Annotated in this window: 20 protein-coding genes and 1 pseudogene; 11 read left to right on the forward strand and 10 right to left on the reverse strand. The window is 61.1% G+C overall.

Translation table 11 applies throughout. The annotated features are described in order from the left end of the window. Nucleotides 1-97 precede the first annotated feature (97 nt). The 9 genes and pseudogenes from KGA96_RS29950 to gap form a co-directional block, all read right to left on the reverse strand. Nucleotides 98-853, reverse strand: a complete 756-nt coding sequence (locus tag KGA96_RS29950) for a methyl-accepting chemotaxis protein (protein WP_404942368.1) — start codon at nt 851-853, stop codon at nt 98-100. Between the two features lie 150 nt (nt 854-1003). Then, nucleotides 1004-2236, reverse strand: a pseudogene (locus KGA96_RS29955) (chemotaxis protein); the annotation flags it as partial. A gap of 200 nt (nt 2237-2436) precedes the next feature. Continuing rightward, nucleotides 2437-2826: a YbaN family protein gene (locus KGA96_RS21875; RefSeq protein ID WP_046042240.1), complete on the reverse strand. Its 390-nt coding sequence runs from the start codon at nt 2824-2826 to the stop codon at nt 2437-2439. 161 nt (nt 2827-2987) lie between these two features. Next, nucleotides 2988-3596, reverse strand: a complete 609-nt coding sequence (locus KGA96_RS21880; protein WP_223514930.1) for a biliverdin-producing heme oxygenase — start codon at nt 3594-3596, stop codon at nt 2988-2990. Nucleotides 3597-3710: 114 nt separating this feature from the next. Continuing rightward, the gene (locus KGA96_RS21885) at nt 3711-6278 is read right to left on the reverse strand and encodes a TonB-dependent receptor (protein ID WP_223514933.1); all 2568 of its coding nucleotides are present in this window, start codon (nt 6276-6278) and stop codon (nt 3711-3713) included. A 122-nt stretch (nt 6279-6400) separates the two neighbouring features. Continuing rightward, complete coding sequence (locus KGA96_RS21890; RefSeq protein ID WP_046042243.1) at nt 6401-7366, reverse strand: FecR family protein; 966 nt, start codon at nt 7364-7366, stop codon at nt 6401-6403. 120 nt (nt 7367-7486) lie between these two features. Then, on the reverse strand, nt 7487-8005 hold the full coding sequence (locus tag KGA96_RS21895) for an RNA polymerase sigma factor (RefSeq protein ID WP_046042244.1): 519 nt from the start codon (nt 8003-8005) through the stop codon (nt 7487-7489). 77 nt (nt 8006-8082) lie between these two features. Beyond that, nucleotides 8083-8547: a methylglyoxal synthase gene (locus KGA96_RS21900; RefSeq protein ID WP_223514935.1), complete on the reverse strand. Its 465-nt coding sequence runs from the start codon at nt 8545-8547 to the stop codon at nt 8083-8085. A 17-nt stretch (nt 8548-8564) separates the two neighbouring features. Then, complete coding sequence (gap, locus tag KGA96_RS21905) at nt 8565-9566, reverse strand: type I glyceraldehyde-3-phosphate dehydrogenase (RefSeq protein ID WP_046042246.1); 1002 nt, start codon at nt 9564-9566, stop codon at nt 8565-8567. Between the two features lie 220 nt (nt 9567-9786). On the opposite strand from gap, the gene edd reads away from it, so the two are divergent. From edd to KGA96_RS21960, 11 genes are all read left to right on the forward strand, one after another. Beyond that, the gene (edd, locus tag KGA96_RS21910; protein ID WP_046042247.1) at nt 9787-11613 is read left to right on the forward strand and encodes a phosphogluconate dehydratase; all 1827 of its coding nucleotides are present in this window, start codon (nt 9787-9789) and stop codon (nt 11611-11613) included. Further along, a complete protein-coding gene (locus KGA96_RS21915; RefSeq protein ID WP_223465486.1) occupies nt 11610-12569 on the forward strand; it encodes a glucokinase in 960 nt (319 codons plus the stop codon). Before edd ends, KGA96_RS21915 begins: the two co-directional genes overlap by 4 nt. A gap of 177 nt (nt 12570-12746) precedes the next feature. Beyond that, nucleotides 12747-13478 carry a response regulator gene (locus KGA96_RS21920; protein ID WP_008050538.1) on the forward strand — a complete coding sequence of 244 codons (732 nt, stop codon included), beginning with the start codon at nt 12747-12749 and terminating at the stop codon, nt 13476-13478. 31 nt (nt 13479-13509) lie between these two features. Next, nucleotides 13510-14937 carry an ATP-binding protein gene (locus KGA96_RS21925; protein WP_221174494.1) on the forward strand — a complete coding sequence of 476 codons (1428 nt, stop codon included), beginning with the start codon at nt 13510-13512 and terminating at the stop codon, nt 14935-14937. Between the two features lie 265 nt (nt 14938-15202). Beyond that, nucleotides 15203-16462 (forward strand): AGE family epimerase/isomerase, encoded by a 1260-nt coding sequence (locus KGA96_RS21930; RefSeq protein WP_223514938.1) that lies wholly within the window; start codon nt 15203-15205, stop codon nt 16460-16462. A 117-nt stretch (nt 16463-16579) separates the two neighbouring features. Continuing rightward, nucleotides 16580-17878 carry an ABC transporter substrate-binding protein gene (locus KGA96_RS21935; protein WP_223465488.1) on the forward strand — a complete coding sequence of 433 codons (1299 nt, stop codon included), beginning with the start codon at nt 16580-16582 and terminating at the stop codon, nt 17876-17878. 104 nt (nt 17879-17982) lie between these two features. Further along, a complete protein-coding gene (locus tag KGA96_RS21940; protein WP_008032969.1) occupies nt 17983-18891 on the forward strand; it encodes a carbohydrate ABC transporter permease in 909 nt (302 codons plus the stop codon). After that, nucleotides 18884-19729, forward strand: coding sequence for a carbohydrate ABC transporter permease (locus KGA96_RS21945; RefSeq protein WP_007995997.1), 846 nt, complete (start codon nt 18884-18886; stop codon nt 19727-19729). Before KGA96_RS21940 ends, KGA96_RS21945 begins: the two co-directional genes overlap by 8 nt. Before the next feature lie 4 nt (nt 19730-19733). Further along, a complete protein-coding gene (locus KGA96_RS21950; protein ID WP_046042253.1) occupies nt 19734-20894 on the forward strand; it encodes an ABC transporter ATP-binding protein in 1161 nt (386 codons plus the stop codon). Nucleotides 20895-21158: 264 nt separating this feature from the next. Then, a complete protein-coding gene (locus tag KGA96_RS21955) occupies nt 21159-22505 on the forward strand; it encodes a carbohydrate porin (RefSeq protein ID WP_223514940.1) in 1347 nt (448 codons plus the stop codon). A 113-nt stretch (nt 22506-22618) separates the two neighbouring features. Continuing rightward, nucleotides 22619-23473 (forward strand): D-hexose-6-phosphate mutarotase, encoded by an 855-nt coding sequence (locus KGA96_RS21960; RefSeq protein WP_223514943.1) that lies wholly within the window; start codon nt 22619-22621, stop codon nt 23471-23473. 80 nt (nt 23474-23553) lie between these two features. Here KGA96_RS21960 and KGA96_RS21965 read toward each other — a convergent pair whose 3' ends face one another. Continuing rightward, complete coding sequence (locus KGA96_RS21965; RefSeq protein WP_177408821.1) at nt 23554-24414, reverse strand: MurR/RpiR family transcriptional regulator; 861 nt, start codon at nt 24412-24414, stop codon at nt 23554-23556. Nucleotides 24415-24450: the final 36 nt, after the last annotated feature.

The following is a 24450-nucleotide window of genomic DNA, read 5'->3' on the forward strand; positions in this document are numbered from 1 at the left end:
TCCGGAGCGAGAGCCAGATCTTAGTTCAAAAAATTCCAGGTCAGATGAAATCCCTCTGTGGGAGCGAGCTTGCTCCCACAGGGGATGTGGCGATTTTTTAAACGCGGAACTGATCCATCAACTTCATCTGGTGAGTGGTCAGGGAGTTGAGCTGGCTGCTGATCTGCGCCGATTCCGTGGCCTGGCCAGTCAGGGTTTCGGTGACGGTGCGGATCGCCGAGACGTTGCGGTTTACCTCTTCGGCGACTGCGCTTTGCTGCTCGGCGGCGCTGGCGATTTGCAGGTTCATGTCGCTGATCACGGTGACCGCGTCGCTGATCTTGCCCAAGGCCTGGACCGCCTGCTGGATCTGCCCGGCGTTGCTGTGGGCCTGGGTCTGGCTTGAGTGCATGGTGGCGACCACGCCGCGGGTGCCGGACTGGATGCGTTCGATCACCAGGCGAATTTCTTCCACCGAATCCTGGGTGCGTTTGGCCAGGTTGCGCACTTCATCGGCAACCACCGCGAAGCCACGACCGCTTTCACCGGCTCGGGCGGCTTCGATGGCGGCGTTGAGCGCCAGCAGGTTGGTTTGCTCGGCGATGCTGCGAATCACCTCCAGCACCGAACCGATCTGTTCGCTGTTGACCGCCAGGGCTTCGACTTCGGTCACGGCCTTGCTGACTTCTTCGGCCAGTTGATTGATGTCGCGGGTGCTGCGCTCGATGATCGACATGCCGTCGCGGGCCGACTGGTCGGCACCCTTGGCGGCGTTGGCCGCGTTCGAGGCGCTGTTGGCGACATCGTGGGCGGTGGCGCTCATTTCGTTGGACGCCGTGGCGACCTGGTCGATTTCGCGGAACTGCACCTGCATGCCTTCACTGGTCTGGCGGGCGATTTCCGAAGACTGGTCGGCCGTGCCACGGGCATCGGTGATGCTTTGCTTGATCTGTGCGATGGTCGGCTGCAGCTTGTCGAGGAAACGGTTGAACCAGCTCACCAGTTCGCCCAGTTCGTCCTTCTTGCTGTAGTGCAGGCGCTGGGTCAGGTCGCCGTCACCGCTGGCAATCGCCTTGAGCATGTCGGCCACGCTGTTGATCGGGCGGGTCACGCCGGACGCGGTGAGCCACATCAGCAACAACCCAAGCAGGCCGGCAATCACCGCCACCGACAGCGCCTTGAGCGTGCCGCTTTGCTGGGCATCGTCGAGTACCGCTTGCAGCTTCACCGAGTCGGCCAGCAGCACTTGTTTCGGCAGGTCGATCACCACGGCCCAGGCCTTGGCGTCGGCAATCGGGCTGACCGGGTACACCGCGCGGATCAGGTCGCCTTGCTGGAGAATCTTCGGCGCGCCATTCGCGAGCAACTGCAGGATGTCCTTGCCATCGCCGCCCAGGGTGTCGCCGATGTTCTTGCCGACTTTACCTGCATCGACGCTGTAGGCGGCCAGCACGCCGGTGCCGGAAACGATGAGCATGTGCCCGGCACTGTTGAACAGGTCGCGCTGGGAGTTGACCGCCGCCGCTTGCAGGGCGTCGAGGGCGATGTCGATACCGACCACGCCGATGGACTTGCCATCCACCAGCAGCGGTACGGAAATGGTGGTCATCAACACTTCCTTGCCACCGACAGTATCGGCGTAGGGGTCGAGCAGGCAGGTGCGCTTGCTGTCCCGAGGGCAGGTGTACCAGACGTTGTATGGCGTGCCGCTGAGGTTCAGGGTGGTTTTGGTCATGTCCTCTTCGACCATGATCGTGTTGAGGGCATCCCCCCCAGCGCGGCTCCAGTACGTGGCGAAACGACCGATCTCGTTGGATTGACGGGCGGCGTCATTGGCGAACTCGCTGTCCTTGCCGTCCAGGCCGTTGGGTTCGAACGCCAGCCAGATGCCCAGCACTTTGCCGTTGCGCTCGAAGGCGGTTTTCAGGCTCTGGTTCAACTCTTCACGCAGGGCGCCGGGTTCAAGGGAACGCTTGGCGGCCAGGTTACGCAAGTCCTGGATCTGGTCCGCGAGGGCGGTCACCACCGTCAGGGTTTCACCGAAGGTCTTCTGCACCCGCACCGCTTGCTCGGCGGCCTTGGCCTGAAGCAGATCCTGCACACTGGAGGTGAGCATTCTGCTGCTGGAGTCGCTGACCAGGTCATCGTTCTGATTGGTCTGGTAGATGTTCATGCCCACTATCAAGGCGACTACGCCCAGCAGGCACAGACCGGACAGCAGGACGATTTTCAGGCGGATGGACAGTGAGTCGAACATAGGGCGAGCTCGCGAATGGATGAAGTGTTGGCTGTGGGCCGTTGCGGCTCACTCGCTAAATCCATTTAGCGCCGATCAATGCACATCGGCGTGGCGTTGAGGTTACATGAGGGGCAACCCGACGAACGGTAATGGTTGAACGTTTGCGCAGGAAAATGTGCCGAAAAGCGCTTTAAAACGAAGAAAAGTCGCGGAGTTGTTCAGGTGGGTTCCGGCAGTGATTCCGGTCGCGACCAGATCCACAGGTTGCCCAGCCCCATGCCGGCAATTGCCAGGTAAATCGGCCAGCCGTGATCGAGCATCACCAGCATCAGACCGGCACATAACAGCATGCTGACCGTGGCGCTGACTTTTGCCCTGCGCGCGATGATCTTGCCGTTGCGCCAGTTATGGAGGATGGGGCCGAACAGCCGGTGGTTTTCCAGCCAGGCACTCAGGCGCGGCGAGCTGCGGGTCGCGGCCCAGGCGGCCAGCAGGATGAACTCGGTGGTTGGCAGGCCGGGTATGACGATGGCGATCAGGCCGATGCCCAGGCTGACGTAGGCCAGCAGGCCGAAGAGAAGGCGGGAGAGTTTGGAAGAGGTGGGCATGGGCTCTGGGGTGGCGTGTGACGCTGAATGGAGATCTTACAGATTCACCCGGCCCTTTGTAGGAGTGAGCCTGCTCGCGATAGCGGAGTATCAGTCGACAATAATGCTGTCTGGAATACCGTCATCGCGAGCAGACTCGCTCCCACAGGGTCGGTGTTGTGTCAGGCGACTTCCGGTGTGCTGGCGTAAGCCTGCTCCAGCAACACGGTAAACCGGTTGAACGCGTCGATGGCGCCTTTTTCCACGTCGGCTTCTTCCTGGGCGCTGAATGCCAGGCCGTCCAGGGTCTTGACGAAGCTCTTCCAGCCTTCAGCGCGGCCACCGGCCGGTTCGCCGAGGTGGCGGGCGCCGAAGGTTTCGCTCAGGCCAAGGCCCACGGCACGCTTGATCAGGAACGCCGCGCCGAGCTTCGAGCCTTCCGAAACAAAGATCCAGCCCAGGGCTTCGGCCTTGGTCGGGTTCTTCAGTGCACCGGCGACAGGTGCCGGCACGTCGGTGTCCAGGTCCGCGAGGTCGGCCTTGGCGGCATCGGCACGGCAGCGGGCCGGCAGGTCCGGGACGATGGCGGTCAGTTCGGTATCGTTGTACAGCGACATCAGCTCCGACTGGAACAGGTACTGCGCCACCACGAAGCGGGCGAAATTGGCCGGGGTTTCAAACGGAGCATGGGCCTTGACCAGGGCATCGAGCTTGCTGTGCGGCTCGTTGGTGATCTGGTTCAAACGCTGCGAACGCAGGTTGGAGCGTTGTTCGGTGGCCTGGGTAGTCATGGCAATTCCTTGGAGAAAGAGGAGGCGCTTGGTAACGAGACGAAGAGCAAGGCGCCTGACAGTAAAAAATCCTCACCGGACGGCTTGATGTAACCGCCCGACGAGATGAGCGGATCAGATATCCCAGATCAGGTTGACCGCAAAATTGCGACCCGGCTGGGTCAGGCGATCGAGGTTGGCCGGTTGGGTCACGGAGGCTTCGCCGACGCTGTCGTAGCCGCGCACGTCATCCCACAGCCAGTACTTCTTGTCGGTGAGGTTGTAGACGCCGCCGCTGACGGTCACGTCGTCGGTCACCTTGTAGAACGCGCTCAGGTCCAGAATGCCGAAACCGGGCGTCTTGAACTGGGTGCTGGTGCCGTCCGGGGTTTTGAAACTGGTGCTGTCGACGCGGTCCTTTTTCTTCACCAGCGTCCAGCTGAGCAAGCCACCGTAGGTGTCCTGGTCGTAGCCGAGGCCGAATACGCCGGTCAGCGGGTTGACGCTGTTGAGCGGCTCGCCGTTGTCGTCGTTGCGACCGTAGGCATAGGCCACCGAGCCCTGGGTGTAGAGACCTTGCGGCGCGCCGAAGGCATCGAGGTTCAGGCGGCCCTTGACCTCGGCACCCTTGATGGTGGCGTGCTTGATGTTGTTGCTCTTGAAAATGGTCTCGCTATAGCCGGGCGTGATGGCGTTCTCGTTGATGAAGTCGCGGTACTTGTTGTAGAACACCGCCACGTCAAACGAGCCCTGCTCGAAGTTGCCGCGCAAACCCGTCTCGTAGCTTTTGCTCTTTTCCGGTTCCAGGTCCGGATTAGGCGCGACCCGATAGCCGCCGGCGATGTTTTCGAAACGGCCATACAACGCCTTGGCGGTCGGGGTGCGGAAGCCTTCGGCGTATTGGCCGAACCAGGTGTAGTGGTCGTTGAAGCTGTAGGTGGTGCCGAACTTCGGCGACAGGCGATGCCAGGTCTTGGTCTCGTCGCTCACCACGCCGTTGCCGCTCTGGTCGGCGGTGGCCAGGAACTCTTCGGTGATGTGCGGCTTGAGTTCGGTGTAGTCGTAGCGTGCACCGGGCAGGAAGGTCCAGTTGCCCCAACTGATCTGATCCTGGGCGAACAGGCTGTAGCTATTGATGGTCGGGTCCGGGAAGTCACTGGCGGGTTTCAGCGTGTCGAGGGCGCTCGGGGCGCCAATGACACGGCAGGCACCGGCCACGGTCAGGCAGGTGCCGGTACCGGTACGCAGGCCGGTAACTTTGTCCTGCTTGATGGTGGTGCCATAGGTGACGAAGTGATCGGTATCGGCGATGGCAAAGGACTTGTCAGCCTGGGCGTCGAATACCCATTGGCGATCCTTGAAGTTGGTATCACGGTTACGCAACACGGTCCGTGACGGCGGCGCGTAGATCTCTTCGGTGCTCTGGTCGGTCTTGGCGATCTGGTAGTTCAGCGTCCACTTGATGTTGTCAGCCAGTGCGCTGTCCAGACCGAAGCTGTGTTCCAGGCCAAAGCGTTCGCGAGTGATCGTGTCGTTACCGGTACGGGACTTGTAGAAGCCCATACCGCGTCCGGCATTGAACGGGCCGCCCACCGCGCTCAGTTGATTGGTGTCGCGGTCGTCCTTGTAATGCTCGTAGGTCAGGCCCAGGCGCGCGTCGTCAGCGTAATCCCAGCCCAGTTTAGCCAGCACGCTGGTGGTGCGCACGTCCTGGGGGTTGGCTTCAGTGCGGTTCAGGCCAGTGCCGCCGGTTTCGCCAAAGGACTCTGTTTCATGACCGTTGCGTTGACTGAGATGCAGCAGGCCGTCGAACTCGCCGGTACGGCCGGCGACGGTGCCGGACGTCAGCCAGCTGTCGTCGGCGGAGCTGTAGCCGGTTTTCAGACGTGCGCCGACATCCTTGCCCGGTTTGATGATGTCGTCCGGGTCCAGCGTGTAGTAACTGACCGCACCGCCAATGGCGCTGCTGCCATACAGCACCGACGCCGGGCCCCGGAGGATTTCCACACGCTTGACGATTTCCGGGTCGACATAGTTGCGGTTGGTCTGGGCATACGGGCCGTTGAAGAAACCGTCGGGTACCTGCACCCCGTCGACCTGGGTCAGTACACGGTCGCCATCGATGCCGCGAATGTTGTAGCCCGTGATGCCGGCGCGTTGGCCTGCGCCGCCTACCGAAACACCGGGTTCATAGCGCACCAGTTCCTTGATGGTATTGACGTTGTTGCGGTCCAGATCTTCGCGGGTGTAGACAGAGACCGTGCTCGGTACGCTCTTCACATCCTGCTCGTTACGGGTGGCGCTGATGGTGACCTGATCCAGATTGAGGGCACTGCTACCACTGCGCTTTTCCAGAACGATGCTGTTGTTGCCCAGTTTGCGATAGCCCAGGTTGGTCCCCACCAACAGGCGATCCAGGGCTTTCTCCGGCGACAGCGAACCACGGACTCCCGGCGAGGCCACACCCTGCACCAGCTCCGACGACACGCCGACCTGCCAGCCCGTCACGGCGGTAAAGGCATTGAGTGCCGACACCAGTGATTGCTGGGGAATGGCGAACGCGTAGTCGCCCATTTTGCGGGTCGATTGCTCGGTGGCGGTGGTGGCCATGAGCGGTGCGGTACCGGCCATCAGGATGGCAGCGGTCAGCAGCGACAGCACGCGGGAAGGTGTAGGGGCTTGGCGGGTAAGGCGAGGGGACATCGATAGCGCTCCGTGTCGCACGAATCTTTATAGGTGCTGATTGGCATGGTGAGATGCGAATCAATTGCATTGGCTATAACGAGACGTACGGGGTTTGGCTATCGAGTAAAAATAATTCTCATTCAGTTCAAGATGACCAGCGCCGGGAATTCCTGGAGCCGGGCCGAGGTGATGTGGGCCAGGGAGCGAACCACGTCCAGGGGCTGATCGAGGCGGTAGTTACCCGTTACGGTGACATCGGCCAACTGTTCGTTGTTGTTGATGATCCAGCCCGGGTAGTAGCGGCGAAGTTCTGCCAGCACCTGGTTCAACGGGCAGTTTTCGAACACCAGCCGTCCCTGGACCCACGCCAGGTCGGTGGCGGCATCCAGCTTGGCCGGATGGTCGAAGCCGTTGGGGCCGATGCGAATGCTTTCCCCGGCGGACAAGCGCACCCGCGCGTCATCCCGGGTGGCGCGCAAGTCGACATCCCCGCGTTGCACCCGCACCTGCGCCACGCCGTCGAGGTAACGCACGGCAAATGCGGTATCGCGAACGCTGGCCGTGACCGGGCCGGCGTCGATTTCCAGTGGTTGGCCGCGATTGGCCTGCACTTCGAAAAACGCTTCGCCCTGATACAGGCGGGCAACACGTTGTTGGTCGTTGATGGTGCTTGAGAACGCCGAATTGGTATTGAGCAGGACCTTGGACCCGTCCTCCAGTTGCAGGCGCTGGCGCTCGCCGACCACGGTCAGGTGATCGGCCTGCAGGTGCATTGGCAAACTGCTGAAACTGAACAGCCCGAGCAGCAGCACGGCGGCGGTGGCCAGTGGTTTCCAGTGCGGACGCAGACGGGCGAGGACAGTGACTTTCGCCGGACGGGCGGCCAGGCTTTGCGCGCATTGCGCCACTTGCGGGCCTTCCCAGATCGCCTGGGCCTTGGCGAACGCCTGGGCATTCAGCGGATCGGCGTCGAGCCATGCATGGAATTGGCGGGCCTGCTCCTCGTCGGGACTGCCGAGCACGATCAGCCAGTCCAGGGCCTGGTCCATCGCGCTTGCGTGGTCCTGCGCCGATGAAGGCTCTGGGGAGCGGTGGTTGTCCGTCACGGTGTTTCCTCGGCAGTGTCTGTGCACGGCTGTTTTTTTAGTGAAGCGTAAAAGTGGGCCAAGGGTAGCAAAGCCCGATGATCAGCGCAGTCGGTCCAGGTGTGCGCAGGGCCTTGGCGCTCAGTTGGCGCTCAAGCGATCGGCAACCCCGATGCAGATCGACATGATCAACTTGAGTTCTTTCTGCACGGTGCTGAGGGACACGTTTAGCTCGTCGGCGATTTCCTGGTAGCTGTGCCCGTGCAGGCGGCTGAGGATGAAAATCCGCTGTTGGCGGGCACTGAGTTGACTGAGGCTCACGTTCAGGCGCTCCAGCAATTGTTCGGCGTGTGCGGCATCTTCGGCGCTGCTGGTGGGGGCGGCGATGCTGTGCATCACCTCCTGCGGCACGTCGTCGACCATGGTGCGCGAATGGATGCGCCGCGCGCGCAAATGGTCCAGCGCCAGGTTGCGCGCCGTCTGGAAGACGAAGGGCTCAAGATGATCGATGGCCCGTTCGCTCAATGCACGGGTCACCCGCAGGTAGGTTTCCTGCAGGAGGTCTTCAGCGGTGCTGTGATTGTTGACCATCCGTTCCAGCGTGCGCAGCAGGGAGGTGCGCTGGGTGAGGAAAACGTGGTTGAAGCGTGACTGACTCACGGGAGAACCTGATCCATTTCGAGTAGATGATAATGCTTATCATCTACTCGAGTGGTCAAGTACTGATTTGTGAAGCTTTACGCGCGACCCTGCAAATAGGTGGCGTAATCGGGAATCCGATGGAGGTGCGCCTGATCCATCAGCGGACTGCTGAGCAGGTAGTCGGCGCTGCATTCGTTGCACGCCACCGGGATGTTCCACACCGCCGCGACCCGCAGCAACGCCTTGATGTCCGGGTCGTGGGGCTGGGGTTCGAACGGGGCCCAGAAAAACACCAGCATGTCGACCCGCTGCTCGGCGATTTGCGCACCGAGCTGTTGGTCGCCGCCCAGTGGCCCGCTGATCATGCTTTGCACCGGCAAATCGAGGCGTTGTTGCAACAACAAACCCGTGGTGCCGGTGGCGACCAGATCATGCCGGGCCAGTCTGTCTTTTTGCCGTTCGGCCCAGTCCAGCAAGAACACCTTGCAGTGGTCATGGGCGACCAGGGCGATACGCTTGCGCGCCGCCATGGTCTTTTGCGTAAAGCTGATGCCGATCATCGATGGTTGCTCCGGGCTTATTCGGCGTTGCACAGCGCCAGGCAGTTATCGAGCATGCGGTTGGAGAAGCCCCATTCGTTGTCATACCACGCCAGCACCTTGAGCAGCTTTCCGCTGGACTTGGTGTGGTTGGCATCGAAAATCGACGACAGCGGGTTGTGGTTGAAGTCGCTGGAGACCAGAGGCAGGGTGTTGTAGCCAAGTATCTTCGAGTGCTGGCTGGCTTCTTTCATCAGCGCATTGACTTCCTCTGCGCTGGCTTCTTTTTTCAGATGCACCGTCAGGTCCACCAGCGACACGTTGATCACCGGTACGCGCACCGACATGCCGGTCAATTTGCCCGCCAGTTCCGGCAGCACCAGGCCGACGGCTTCGGCAGCACCGGTCTTGCTCGGGATCATGTTCTGGGTGGCCGAACGGGCGCGGTACGGATCGACGTGATAGACGTCGGTCAGGTGCTGATCGTTGGTGTAGGCGTGGATGGTGGTCATCAGGCCGCTTTCGATGCCCAGTTCGCGATGCAGCACCTGGGCCACCGGGGCCAAGCAGTTGGTGGTGCACGACGCATTGGAAATGATCTGATGCGACTGGCGCAGAATGTCGTGGTTCACCCCGTAAACGACGGTGGCGTCGGCGCCTTTGGCCGGAGCGGAGATAATCACTTTGCGCGCGCCCGCCGTAATATGCGCGGCGGCCTTGGCCCGGTCGGTGAACAGACCGGTGCATTCGAACACCACATCAATTTTTTCCGCGGCCCAGGGCAGGTCGGCCGGGTTGCGGATGGCGCTGACCGAAATGCGGTCGCCGTTGACCGTCAGGCTCTCCTGGTCGTGCTGGACATCGGCATCGAACGTGCCGTGAACGGTGTCGTACTTGAGCAGATGAGCATTGATCGCGCTGTCGCCAAGGTCGTTGATGGCGACGATCTGCAGATCCTGACGGTAGCCCTGGGTATAGAGTGCTCGCAGGACATTACGGCCGATGCGGCCAAAACCATTGATTGCGATTCGAAGAGTCATAGTGCGGCGCTACCGTCGTTTTGTTGTTGGAATTACAAGATTATTCGCAAAAAAATAGAAAACAAGCCTTTTTAATGGCAATATTTTGTTCAATCTACAACGAGTGACCTGAATCAACTGGTCCAACCGATCAAGAAAACCGTCTGTCATCCCATCGACACCGGCCTTTGATCAGCATAGACAATCAGGTCGCCACATCCGTTAGCCTGGAGTTCTACACATGCATCCCCGCGTCCTTGAGGTCACCGAACGGCTTATCGCCCGCAGCCGCGCCACGCGTGAGGCTTACCTTGCATTGATTCGCGGTGCAGCCAGCGACGGTCCGATGCGCGGCAAGCTGCAATGCGCCAACTTCGCCCATGGCGTGGCCGGTTGCGGCAGCGACGACAAGCACAGCCTGCGGATGATGAACTCCGCCAACATCGCGATAGTTTCGTCATATAACGACATGCTCTCGGCGCACCAGCCGTACGAAGTCTTTCCGGAGATGATCAAAAAGGCCCTGCGCGAGATCGGCTCCGTCGGCCAGTTCGCCGGTGGCACCCCGGCCATGTGCGATGGCGTGACCCAGGGCGAGCCGGGTATGGAGCTGAGCCTGCCGAGCCGCGAAGTGATCGCTTTGTCCACGGCCGTGGCGCTGTCCCACAACATGTTCGACGGCGCACTGATGCTCGGCATCTGCGACAAGATCGTGCCGGGCCTGATGATGGGCGCGCTGCGCTTCGGCCATTTGCCGATGATCTTCGTGCCGGGCGGGCCGATGGTGTCGGGCATTTCCAACAAGCAGAAAGCCGACGTACGCCAGAAGTACGCCGAAGGCAAGGCGACCCGCGAAGAGCTGCTGGAATCGGAAATGAAGTCCTACCACAGCCCTGGCACCTGCACCTTCTATGGCACCGCCAACACCAACCAGTTGCTGATGGAAGTCATGGGCCTGCACCTGCCGGGCGCGTCCTTTGTCAACCCGAACACGCCGTTGCGCGATGCCTTGACCCGCGAAGCCGCGCACCAGGTCACACGTTTGACCAAGCAGAACGGCAACTACATCCCGATCGGCGAAATCGTCGACGAGCGTTCGCTGGTCAACTCGATTGTCGCGCTGCACGCCACGGGCGGCTCGACCAACCACACTCTGCACATGCCGGCCATCGCCATGGCGGCGGGCATTCAATTGACCTGGCAGGACATGGCCGACCTCTCCGAAGTCGTGCCGACCCTGAGCCACGTCTACCCGAACGGCAAGGCCGACATCAACCATTTCCAGGCCGCGGGCGGTATGTCGTTCCTGATTCGTGAACTGCTGGAAGCCGGGTTGCTCCACGAAAACGTCAACACCGTGATGGGCCACGGCCTGAGCCGCTACACCCAGGAGCCGTTCCTCGACAATGGCCAGTTGGTCTGGCGCGAAGGCGTGACCGACAGCCTCGATGAAAGCATCCTGCGTCCGGTCGCCCGCGCGTTCTCGGCGGAAGGTGGCCTGCGGGTGATGGAAGGCAACCTCGGTCGTGGCGTGATGAAAGTCTCCGCCGTTGCCGTGGAAAACCAGATCGTCGAAGCGCCGGCCATGGTGTTCCAGGATCAGCAGGACCTGGCCGATGCGTTCAAGGCCGGTTTGCTGGAAAAGGATTTTGTCGCGGTGATGCGCTTCCAGGGCCCACGCTCCAACGGCATGCCGGAGTTGCACAAGATGACGCCGTTCCTGGGCGTGCTGCAGGATCGCGGCTTCAAGGTGGCATTGGTCACTGACGGACGCATGTCCGGCGCGTCGGGGAAAATCCCGGCGGCCATTCATGTCAGTCCCGAAGCATATGTCGGCGGCGCTTTGGCGCGGGTCCAAGAGGGCGATATCATCCGCGTCGATGGCGTCAAAGGCACCCTGGAGCTTAAGGTGGACGCCGAAGAATTCGCAGCGCGCACTCCGGCCAAAGGCCTGTTGGGCAACAACATCGGCACCGGTCGCGAGCTGTTCGGTTTCATGCGCATGGCCTTCAGCTCGGCGGAGCAGGGCGCCAGCGCCTTCACTTCTGCCCTGGAGACGCTTAATTGAAACTGGCTTTGGTCGGTGACATCGGTGGGACCAACGCACGTTTCGCGTTGTGGAAAAACCAGCAACTGGAATCGGTCCAGGTGCTGGCAACGGCAGATTTCCCCAGCCCTATCGATGCGATCAGCCTCTACTTGAGCGGCCTGGGGTTGGCGCCGGGGGCAATCGGTTCGGTGTGCCTGTCGGTGGCAGGCCCGGTGAGTGGTGATGAATTCAAGTTCACCAACAATCACTGGCGCCTGAGCCGCAAGGGCTTTTGCCAGACCTTGCAGGTGGATCAGCTGTTGCTGGTCAACGACTTCTCGGCCATGGCCCTGGGCATGACCCGTTTGCAGCCCGGCGAATTCCGCGTGGTTTGCGAGGGCACGCCGGAGGCGCTGCGCCCGGCCGTGGTGATTGGCCCGGGCACCGGCCTGGGCGTCGGCACCTTGCTCAATCTGGGCGAGGGCCGTTTCGCCGCGTTGCCGGGGGAGGGCGGTCACGTCGACCTGCCATTGAGCAGTCCGCGTGAAACCCAACTCTGGCAGCACATCTTCAACGAAATTGGTCATGTCAGTGCAGAAACAGCCCTGAGCGGCGGCGGTTTGCCCCGCGTCTATCGGGCGATCTGTGCGGTGGACGGGCACACGCCGGTGCTCGACACACCGGAAGCGATTACCGCTGCCGGGCTGGCGGGCGACCCGATTGCTGTGGAAGTGCTTGAGCAGTTCTGCTGCTGGCTCGGTCGCGTGGCCGGCAATAACGTGCTGACCACCGGTGGACGCGGTGGCGTGTACATCGTTGGTGGGGTGATTCCGCGGTTTGCCGATTTCTTCCTCGAAAGCGGTTTCGCCAGGTGTTTCGCCGACAAGGGCTGCATGAGCGATTACTTCAAAGGGATTCCGGTGTGGCTGGTGACGGCGCCGTATTCGGGATTGATGGGTGCGGGTGTGGCGCTGGAGCAATCAATCCCCGCTTGAAATGCAATCAAAATGTAGGAGTGAGCCTGCTCGCGATGACGGTGTGTCAGTCGACAGAAATGTTGAATGTGAAATCGTCATCGCGAGCAGGCTCACTCCTACAGTGGTTTTGTGGTGTTTGTAAAATCGGTGCATAAGGCATAATCCGCCCAATTCAAACAACAAGGACGCCGCCCCGTGAGCTCAGTCAACAAGTCGATTTTGTTGGTCGATGACGATCAAGAGATACGCGAGTTGCTGGATACCTACCTGACCCGCGCCGGTTTCCAGGTACGTACCACGCCCGACGGTGCCGGCTTTCGCCAGGCGCTGAACGAGGCGCCGAGCGATCTGGTGATCCTTGATGTGATGCTGCCCGACGAAGACGGCTTCAGCCTGTGCCGCTGGATTCGCCAGCATCCGCGCCAGGCGCAGGTGCCGATCATCATGCTCACCGCCAGTTCAGACGAAGCCGATCGCGTCATCGGCCTGGAACTGGGCGCCGACGATTACCTCGGCAAGCCCTTCAGCCCACGGGAATTGCAGGCACGAATCAAGGCGTTGCTGCGCCGCGCGCAGTTCGGTCAGGAGCGAAGTGGCGGTGAGGTGCTGGCCTTCGATGACTGGCGGCTGGACATGGTCAGCCATCGGCTGTTTCACATCGATGGCGAAGAGGTGATTCTCTCGGGCGCCGACTTTGCGCTGCTGAAGCTGTTCCTCGATCACCCGCAGGAAATCCTCGACCGCGACACCATCGGCAACGCCACCCGTGGCCGTGAACTGATGCCTCTGGATCGCATCGTCGACATGGCGGTCAGTCGGTTGCGCCAGCGCCTGCGTGACACCGAAAAACCGCCTCGGCTGATCCGCACCGTGCGCGGCAGCGGCTACCAACTGGCAGCCAACGTGGTTGCCAGCAATGGTCACTGAGACTTTGCGCAAGCTCGCCGCCAAGGTGCCGATGCCGCGTTCGCTGCTTGGGCGGATGTTGTTGCTGACCTTGCTGGCGGTGTTGTTCGCCCAGACGTTGTCGAGCGTGATCTGGGTGTCGCAACTGCGCGCCACGCAGCTCGAGGGCCTGGTCACCAGCGCCCGCAGCCTGGCCCATTCAATGACCGCCAGCGTCAGCTATTTCCGTTCGTTGCCGGTGGCGTTTCGGCCCTTGGTGCTCGACCAGTTGCGCAGCATGGGCGGCACCCGGTTCGTGGTGACGTTAAACGACAAACCCCTGGGCATGGAAGTACTGCCCATCACCCCGCGCAAAGAGGCGGTGCTCAAGGCGGTGGACGAAGTGCTGCGCCAGTCCCTCGGCCAGGACACGGACATCTCGGTGACTTTCGTCAGCCCGGAAGACCTGCGCATCTTCAATGGCGGCCTGAAGCTCGATGAGTTGCCACGCTCCTGGGCGCACTACGCGCTGACCCTGGAGCCAGTGAATCCGCCGGTGCTGGTCACGCAGATCCAGATGGCGCCGGGCGAATGGCTGTACATCGCCTCGCTGTTGCCCGAGCCTTACACCAGTCTTGAAGAGCAGGGCCTGCCGGCACAGCAGGTGTGGTTTATTGTCCTGACCAGCAGCTTTTTGCTGTTGTTCATCGGCCTGCTGGTGCACTGGCAGAGTCGTCCGCTCAAGCGCCTGGCGCGGGCGGCGCGGGATCTGTCGCTGGGGGCTGATGTTGAACCGGTCGCCGAAGGCGGGGGCAGCGAAGTGGTCGAGGTCGGCCGCGCCTTCAACACCATGCGCGAGCGCATCAGCCGTTACCTGACCGAGCGCAGCCAGTTGTTCAGCGCCATTTCCCACGACCTGCGCACGCCGATCACCCGCCTGCGCCTGCGGGTTGAATTGCTCGAAGACGAAACACTGCAAGCCAAGTTCGGGCGCGATCTGGACGAGCTCGAATTGCTGGTCAAGGGCGCGCTGCAATGCGTCAAAGACACCGACATCCACGAGAACATCGAGCCAGTGGACCTCAACCATGTGCTCGACTGTCTGGTGGAACCCTATCTCGCGCCGAACGGCAACGGTCGCGTAACCCAGCAGGGGCGGGCGCTGGCGGCGTACCCGGGCAAACCGCTGGCGCTCAAGCGCTGCATCGGCAACCTTATCGACAATGCATTGAAGTACGGGCAGAACGCGCACCTGCACATCGATGACGACGAAAGCGCGTTCATCCTGCATGTCGATGATGAAGGGCCGGGCGTGCCGGAGCAGCGTCTGGAGCAGGTGTTCGAACCGCACTTCCGCCTGGCCGGGCAACAGCAGGGCTATGGCTTGGGGCTGGGGATTGCCCGCAACATTGCCCATAGCCATGGTGGTGAGGTCAGCTTGCAGAATTTGCGTGAGGGCGGGTTGCGGGTGACCCTGCAGTTGCCCCGCTCAATGGATTGACACCGACCCAGTGGCGAGGGAGCTTGCTCCCGCTGGACCGCGCAGCGGTCCCAAAACCATCACCCACGGACTGTCTGTAAAAATCAGGTTGCTGATTTTACGACTGCTGCGCAGCCGAACGGGGGCAAGCCCCCTCGCCACAAGTGTTCACTCAGTGCCTGCTTATTGTCACAGCCTGGTGACATAACCCACCCCCTTCGTTACATGCCTACCTTCCCCCGTTGTTTATGCTGCCCCACAGTCATAACAACAAAAAAGGTACGCCATGGACACCTTCCAACCGGCCTTCAGCAGTTGGCTGAACGCACCTGCCCATCAGCAATGGCTCGCCACCGAAGGCGTGCGCCTGCTGGCCTTCGCCAAGGCTTCGAAACTGCCTGAAGGCTTCGGCAACCTCGATGAAACAGGCCGCCTCGCGGCTGATGCGCAAGCCCAAACCATGAACACCGCGCGCATGACCCACAGCTTCGCCATGGCCCACATTCAGGGTTTACCGGGTTTTGCCGAACTGGTCGATCACGGCGTTGCCGCCCTGCGCGGGCCGTTGCGCGACGCGCTGCATGGCGGCTGGTTCGCGGCCGCCGAACATCGCGACGGCAATACCGGCAAGAACGCCTACCTGCATGCCTTCGTTGCGCTGGCTGCGAGCTCCGCGGTGGTCGCGCAGCGCCCCGGTGCGCAAGCCTTGCTCGATGATGCCATCGATATCATCGACACTTACTTCTGGAGCGAAGAAGAAGGCGCGATGCGCGAATCCTTCAATCGCGACTGGAGCGAAGAGGAGGCGTATCGGGGTGCCAACAGCAACATGCACGCCACCGAAGCCTTCCTCGCCCTGGCCGATGTCACCGATGACAACCGCTGGCTGAGTCGCGCGCAACGGATTGTCGAGCGCGTAATCCATGGTCACGCCGCCGCCAACGATTATCTGGTGATCGAGCATTTCGACCGCGGCTGGCAACCGCTGCGCGAGTACAACCGCGAAAATCCAGCCGACGGCTTCCGCCCCTACGGCACCACTCCGGGCCATGGTTTCGAGTGGGCGCGGCTGTTGCTGCACCTCGAAGCTTCGCGGGTGAAGGCCGGGATGCTCACGCCGGGCTGGCTGTTCACCGATGCGCAAAAACTGTTCGAGCACAATTGCCTCCACGGCTGGGACGTCGATGGGGCGCCGGGCATTGTCTACACCCTGGACTGGGACAACAAAGCGGTGGTCCGCCATCGCCTGCACTGGACCCATTGCGAAGCCAGCGCCGCCGCCAGTGCCTTGCTCAAGCGGACCGGGGAAGTGCAATACGAACACTGGTACCGACTATTCTGGGAGTTCTGTGACAGTCATTTCATCGACCGTTGCGATGGTAGTTGGCATCACGAACTCGACCCGCTGAACCGCCCGAGTGCCGATATCTGGCCTGGCAAACCGGATCTTTACCACGCCTGGCAAGCCGTGCTGATTCCGCGCCTGGCGCTGGCGCCGAGCATGGCCACGGCGCTGGCGCGGTTGTCCCAGAGCGGTTCTATGTAACCATGCGGTGACATTCGCGCATCCCTTCGTTACCTGCGAGGGGATATCCCCTGTTTAGAATCCTATGCAGCGCAAGCAACAGACTTGCATGCATAACAACAAGAAAGGTGCTCCTAGATGAATGCGATTTCTCGCCTCGCTACTGTCATTTCTCTCGCTTCCCTGTCTGCACTCCCTCTCAGTGTCCTGGCCGCCGAATCCAAAGGTTCCGTTGAAGTCGTTCACTGGTGGACTTCCGGTGGTGAAAAAGCAGCGGTCGATGTCCTGAAGGCTCAAGTCGAAAAAGACGGCTTCACCTGGAAGGATGGCGCAGTCGCCGGCGGTGGCGGTTCCACGGCCATGACCGTACTCAAGAGTCGCGCCGTGGCCGGCAACCCGCCGGGCGTTGCACAGATCAAGGGTCCGGACATCCAGGAGTGGGGCAGCACTGGCCTGCTCAGCACCGACGCGTTGAAAGAAGTATCCAAGTCCGAAAACTGGGATGGCCTGCTGTCGAAGAAAGTCTCCGACACCGTGAAGTACGAAGGTGACTACGTCGCCGTGCCGGTGAACATCCACCGCGTCAACTGGCTGTGGATCAACCCGCAAGTGTTCAAGAAAGCCGGGATCGAAAAAGCCCCGACTACCCTCGAAGAATTCTATGCCGCCGGCGACAAGCTCAAGGCCGCAGGCTTCATCGCGCTCGCCCACGGCGGTCAGCCTTGGCAGGACAGCACCGTGTTCGAAGACGTAGTGCTCTCGGTCATGGGCGCTGACGGTTACAAGAAAGCCCTGGTCGACCTGGACCAGAAAACCCTGTCCGGCCCGGAGATGACCCAGTCGTTCGCCGAGCTGAAAAAGATCACCGGCTACATGGACCCGAACCGCGCCGGTCGTGACTGGAACATCGCCGCCGCCGACGTCATCAATGGCAAGGCCGGCATGCAGATGATGGGCGACTGGGCAAAAAGCGAGTGGACGGCGGCGAAGAAGGTCGCGGGCAAGGACTACCAGTGCGTAGCATTCCCAGGCACTGAAAAAGCCTTTACCTACAACATCGACTCCCTGGCGGTGTTCAAGCTCAAGGCCGATCGCAAGGGCGACATCGCTGCCCAGCAAGACCTGGCCAAGGTCGCCTTGGGTACCGATTTCCAGAAAGTCTTCAGCATGAACAAGGGTTCGATCCCGGTGCGTAACGACATGCTGAACGAAATGGACAAGCTCGGCTTCGACGAGTGCGCCCAGAAGTCGGCGAAGGACTTCATCGCGGACGACAAGACCGGCGGCCTGCAACCGAGCATGGCGCACAACATGGCCACTTCCCTGGCGGTGCAAGGCGCGATCTTCGACGTGGTCACCAACTTCATGAACGACAAGGATGCTGACCCGGCCAAGGCCAGCGCCCAACTGGCCTCGGCTGTCAAAGCGGCCCAGTAATCCCTTGGCATTTACCTGAGTGAGTTCCCCCTTGTAGTCGCGAGCAGGCTCGCTCCTACAAGGGATCGCACTCCGATCCTTACATCTAAACCTGGATTATCCCGATGAGCTCTGTGGCGGTTTTCAGCAAAGCCTCACCGTTCGATGCGCTGCAACGCTGGCTACCCAAGTTGGTACTCGCGCCGAGCATGCTGATCGTGTTGGTTGGTTTCTACGGTTACATCATCTGGACGTTCATTCTGTCCTTCACCAACTCCAGCTTCATGCCGAGCTACAAGTGGGTCGGCCTGCAGCAATACATGCGCCTGATGGACAACGACCGCTGGTGGGTCGCGAGCAAGAACCTCGCGCTGTTCGGCGGCATGTTCATCGGCATCAGCCTGGTGCTGGGCGTGTTCCTCGCCGTGCTGCTGGATCAGCGCATTCGCAAGGAAGGCTTCATCCGCACCGTCTACCTGTACCCGATGGCGCTGTCGATGATCGTCACCGGTACCGCGTGGAAATGGTTGCTCAACCCGGGCCTGGGCCTGGACAAGATGCTGCGTGACTGGGGCTGGGAAGGCTTCCGTCTCGACTGGCTGGTGGATCAGGATCGCGTGGTGTACTGCCTGGTGATCGCCGCCGTGTGGCAAGCCTCAGGGTTTGTTATGGCAATGTTCCTCGCCGGTCTGCGCGGCGTCGATCAATCGATCATCCGTGCCGCGCAAGTCGACGGGGCGAGCCTGCCGACCATCTACCTGAAGATCGTCCTGCCAAGCCTGCGCCCGGTGTTCTTCAGTGCCTTCATGATCCTGGCGCACATTGCGATCAAGAGCTTCGACCTGGTCGCGGCGATGACCGCGGGCGGTCCGGGTTACTCCTCCGACCTGCCGGCGATGTTCATGTATTCCTTCACCTTCAGCCGTGGCCAGATGGGCATCGGTTCGGCCAGCGCCATGCTGATGCTCGGCGCCGTTCTGACCATCCTCGTGCCGTACCTGTACTCCGAGCTGCGAGGCAAACGCCATGACTAATCAACTCGGCAAACCAGCCTTGAGCTTCAGCCGCATCGCTATCTACGCAACTCTGTTGCTGGCGGCAGCGGTGTACCTGATCCCGCTGGTGGTGATGCTGCTGACCAGTTTCAAATCCCCGGAAGACATCCGTACCGGCAACCTGTTGAGCTGGCCGACCGTGATTGACGGCATTGGCTGGATCAAGGCCTGGGACGTGGTCGGCGGCTACTTCTGGAACTCGGTGAAAATCACCGTGCCGGCGGTGCTGATTTCCACGTTTATTGGTGCGATGAACGGCTACGTGCTGTCGATGTGGCGCTTCCGTGGTTCGCAACTGTTCTTCGGCCTGCTGCTGTTCGGCTGCTTCCTGCCGTTCCAGACCGTGCTGTTGCCTGCCTCGTTCACCCTCGGCAAGTTCGGCCTGGCCAACACCACCACCGGCCTGGTGCTGGTGCACGTGGTCTACGGCCTGGCGTTCACCACGCTGTTCTTCCGCAACTACTACGTGAGCATTCCGGATGCGCTGGTCAAGGCCGCAAGGCTTGATGGCGCGGGCTTCTTCACGATCTTCCTGAAGATCCTGCTGCCGATGTCGATCCCGATCGTGATGGTCTGCCTGATCTGGCAGTTCACCCAGATCTGGAACGACTTCCTGTTCGGCGTGGTGTTCGCCAGTGGCGACGCCCAGCCAATTACCGTGGCCCTGAATAACCTGGTCAACACCAGCACCGGGGCCAAGGAATACAACGTTGATATGGCCGCCGCGATGATCGCCGGGCTGCCGACACTGCTGGTCTACATATTCGCTGGCAAGTATTTCCTGCGTGGGCTGACGTCCGGCGCGGTCAAGGGGTAGAAACATGGCAACTCTCGAATTACGCAACGTCAACAAGACCTACGGCCCCGGCTTGCCGGACACCCTGAAAAACATCGAACTGAAGATCGATGACGGTGAGTTCCTGATCCTGGTCGGCCCGTCGGGCTGCGGCAAGTCGACCTTGATGAACTGCATCGCCGGCCTGGAAACCATCAGCGGCGGCGCGATCCTGGTGGACGACGCCGACATCAGCGGCATGAGCCCCAAGGATCGTGACATCGCCATGGTGTTCCAGTCCTACGCGCTGTACCCGACCATGAGCGTGCGCGACAACATCGCGTTCGGCCTTAAGATCCGCAAAATGCCGACCGCCGAAATCGACGAGGAAGTCGCTCGGGTGTCCAAACTGTTGCAGATCGAACACCTGCTCAGCCGCAAACCCGGCCAGCTCTCCGGTGGCCAGCAACAGCGCGTGGCGATGGGCCGTGCCTTGGCGCGGCGGCCGAAGATTTATCTGTTCGACGAACCGCTGTCCAACCTCGACGCCAAGCTGCGGGTCGAGATGCGCACCGAAATGAAACTGATGCACCAGCGCCTGAAAACCACCACGGTCTATGTAACCCACGACCAGATCGAAGCCATGACCCTGGGCGACAAAGTGGCGGTGATGAAGGACGGGATCATCCAGCAGTTCGGTACGCCGAAGGACATCTACAACAACCCGGCCAACCTGTTCGTGGCGAGCTTTATCGGTTCGCCGCCGATGAACTTCATCCCGCTGCGCCTGCAGCGCAAGGATGGTCGTTTGCTGGCGCTGCTCGACAGCGGCCAGGCCCGTTGCGAGTTGCCGCTGGGCATGCAGGACGCCGGTCTCGAAGATCGCGAAGTGATCCTCGGCATGCGCCCTGAGCAGATCATCCTGGCCAACGGCGAAGCGAACGGTTTGCCAACCATTCGTGCCGAAGTCCAGGTCACCGAACCGACCGGGCCCGACACCCTGGTCTTCGTCAACCTCAACGACACCAAGGTCTGCTGCCGCCTGGCACCGGACGTGGCGCCAGCGGTGGGCGAGACCCTGACCCTGCAATTCGACCCGGCGAAAGTACTGCTGTTCGATGCCAAGAGTGGGGAGCGTTTGGGCGTTGCTGGCGTGCCGAAAGCCGAGGCGCATGCTGACAACGTGGCCCAATTCAAAGGCCGCTGAAGAACAAATGTGGGCGCGAGCTTTTGTGACGAGGGGGCTTGCCCCGTTGGGGTGCGAAGCGCCCCTGAAACCTGTCACTGCGATTCCGAGTCGGAAAATGGTGATTGTTTTTTACGACTGCTTCGCAGTCGAACGGGGGCAAGCCCCCTCGCCACAAAAGCCACTCCCACAGGGGGATCAGTGATGCGCGGCCTGTCGCGTGTCGCAACCGTTGTAACCGCGTTAAAGAAGAAAAGTTAATAACAATAAAACGAGGAAGTAGGGATGAAGATGAAGAACAAGGCCCGGTTGATCTGCCAGGTTTCAGCAGCGGCAGCACTGGTACTGGCCGGCAATGCGATGGCCGATGAAGCGTTCAGCTCGGACTCCAAGTGGATGACGGGCGACTGGGGTGGCGAGCGTACCAAGCTGATCGAGCAAGGCATCGACATCAAGATGGACTACGTCGGTGAAGTCGGCGGCAACCTGCATGGCGGGTTCAACGATGACAAGACTGCGCGCTACGCAGACCAGTTTGGCCTGGGCACGGCGCTGGACCTGGAGAAACTGTTCGGCTGGGATAACACCCAGGCCAAGATCCAGCTAACCAACCGTAACGGTGAGAACATCTCCAACGACCGTATCGGCGACCCGCGTGCCGGCACCTTGAGTTCCTCCCAGGAAGTCTTCGGTCGTGGACACATGGTCCGTCTGACCCAGTTGTGGATTCAGCATCAGTTCCTCGACAACAAACTGGACGTCAAAGCCGGTTACTTCGGTGAAGGTGAAGACTTCAACACCTTCCCGTGCGAATTCCAGAACCTGGCGTTCTGCGGATCCCAGGTGGGTAACTGGGCCACCAACATCTGGTACAACTGGCCGGTCAGCCAGGCGGCGATCCGCGTGAAGTACAACATCAATGACGAGCTCTACGCTCAGATTGGCGCGTACAACCAGAACACGTCGCAACTGGAGCACGGTAACGGCTTCAAGCTCAGCGGCAGTGGCACCAATGGCACCGTCCTGCCAGTCGAGCTGGTCTGGTCGCCGAAGGTCAACAGCCTGCCGGGCGAATACCGTGTCGGTTACTACAAAAGTACCGCCCCTGCCGACGACGTTCTCGAGGACGACAACGGCCAGAACGCTGCGACCACCGGCAACCCTTATCGCGTCCACGATAGCAAGCACGGCTACTGGTTCGTCGCGCAGCAACAACTGACCAGCCACAATGGCGACGCTTCCCGTGGTCTGAACATCGCGGCCAACGCTACGTTCCACGACAAGGACACCAACTTCATCGACAACTACCAGTCGCTGATGTTTGTGTACAAGGGCCCGTTCGACGCGCGTCCGAAGGATGACGTGGGCATCGGTTTCGCCCGTATCCATGTCAACGATGACGTGAAGAAAAACGCCGAGCTGACCAACGCGGCCAATGGTGTTTCGGAATACGAAAATCCGCTGTTCTCGCCGATTCGTGAAACCGAATACAACTACGAGATCAACTACGGCTTCCACGTGACCAACTGGCTGACCGTACGCCCCAACCTGCAATACGTCACGCACCCGGGTGGTGTGGATGAAGTCGACAACGCGCTGGTGGCCGGCCTGAAAATTCAGTCGGTGTTCTAACGCGTCTGCGATAAGCTTCTCTCCATGTGCGCATATTTGCGGACAGCCATGGCTGTCCGCTTTTTTTTGCGGGCCGCGCACCCCGGTGACAGTTGATTTCAGGACCGTGGCACATGCTTGAGCATCCGCTACAACGCTTCTTCAAATCCTTGCGCGAGCGATCCGTGTTTGCGTGGGAGCGCTATCAGATGCGCGACGTGCTGGTGATCGACCATCCGCTGTGTCAGGCGGTGTTCAGTCGTCAGGGCGCGCAGTTGTTGCACTTCCAGCCCAAGGGCCAGAAACCCTGGCTGTGGTGCGCGGCGAAGTGGCCGCAGGTCGGCGCCATTCGTGGCGGCGTGCCGGTGTGTTGGCCCTGGTATGGCCGGCATCCGAGCGAAAACGCCTGGCCGTCCCATGGCTGGGCGCGGTTGCTCGACTGGAAGCTGCTCGACAGCAACAGTGACGACGATGGCGTGCGATTGCATTGGCAACTGAAGTTGTGCGACTGGCAGGTGGACCTGCATGCGCACCTGGGTGAACGCATGGAACTGCGCCTGAGCACCGAGCATCAGGACGACATGCCGTGCCAGTTGAGCCAGGCTTTGCATGCTTACTGGCGTATTGGCGATGTCAGTGAGGTAGCGCTGTCTGGGCTCGAGGGCGCGCAGGGTTACGACCAGTTGAGCCGGCAGGTTTGTCAGCAGGAAGGCGAATTGCGCGTGGACGGCGGATGCCAGCGTGTGTTCCAGCACGACGGCGAATTGCAGTTGAACGACCATGCCTGGGACCGGGCGTTGTGCATTGATACCGGGGATACGGCAGACACGGTGGTGTGGCATCCCGGTTCACGTCCGTTGCTCGGCGTGACCTGGAACGAGATATCCGAATTTGTCTGTGTGGAAGCGGCGAGCGGCGGTACCGACAGCCTGTGCCTTGCGCCTGGGGAGCGGGCGCATTTGAGTTTGCAGGCGCGGGTGGGGGCTTAGTTCAAGGGCGGCTGTGCCTGGACTGCCGCCATCGCGAGCAAGCTCGCGATGAGGCCAGGACGGTCAGCGCAAATGTTGGATCAGTTGAACTCATCCCCAACCGGATACCGGCTGGCATTCAAGCTCTCCTTGATCTTGCGCAAATGCGGCTGGAAATCCACGCCCCGGCGCAAGGTCATGCCGGTGGCGAGCACATCCAGCACGGTCAGCTGGATGATCCGCGACGTCATCGGCATGTAGATGTCGGTGTCTTCCGGCAGCGGGATGTTCAGGCTCAGGGTGCTGGCCTTGGCCAGTGGCGAGTTCTCGGCGGTCAGGCCAAGCACCGAGGCGCCGTTTTCCCGGGCGATGCGCGCCACTTCCACCAGTTCGCGGGTGCGACCGGTGTAGGAAATGATCACGAACAACTCGCCTGTATGGGCCACCGAGGCAATCATGCGCTGCATCAGCACATCCGCGTGGGCCGTGACGGCTAGGTTGAAACGGAAGAACTTGTGCTGCGCATCCAGTGCCACCGGGGCCGAGGCGCCGAGGCCGAAGAAGTGGATCTGCCGCGCCTGAATCAGCAGGTCGACGGCGCGGCTGATCAGGTTCGGGTCCAGTGCCTGGCAGGCGCTGTCCAGCGAGGCGATGGCGCTGCCGAAGATTTTCTGGGTGTAGGCCTCCGGATTGTCGTCGGCTTCCACCGCGCGGCTGACATAGGCGGCACCACTGGCCAGGCTCTGGGCCAGTTGCAGCTTGAGCTCGGGGTAGCCGCTGACGCCGAACGAACGGCAGAAACGGTTGACCGTCGGTTCGCTGACCGAGGCGGCCTGGGCGAGGGCGGCGATGCTGAAGCGGGTGGCCTGCTGCGGGTTGAGCAGGATCACCTCGGCGACTTTGCGTTCGGCCTTGTTCAGGTCTTCAAGGCGATTCTGGATTTGCTCCAGTAAATTTCGCACGCGGTCCATATAAGTTTCCTTGATTCACCGGCACCG

The sequence above is a fragment of the Pseudomonas sp. GL-R-26 genome, from assembly GCF_019947365.1.
Taxonomy (GTDB): domain Bacteria; phylum Pseudomonadota; class Gammaproteobacteria; order Pseudomonadales; family Pseudomonadaceae; genus Aquipseudomonas.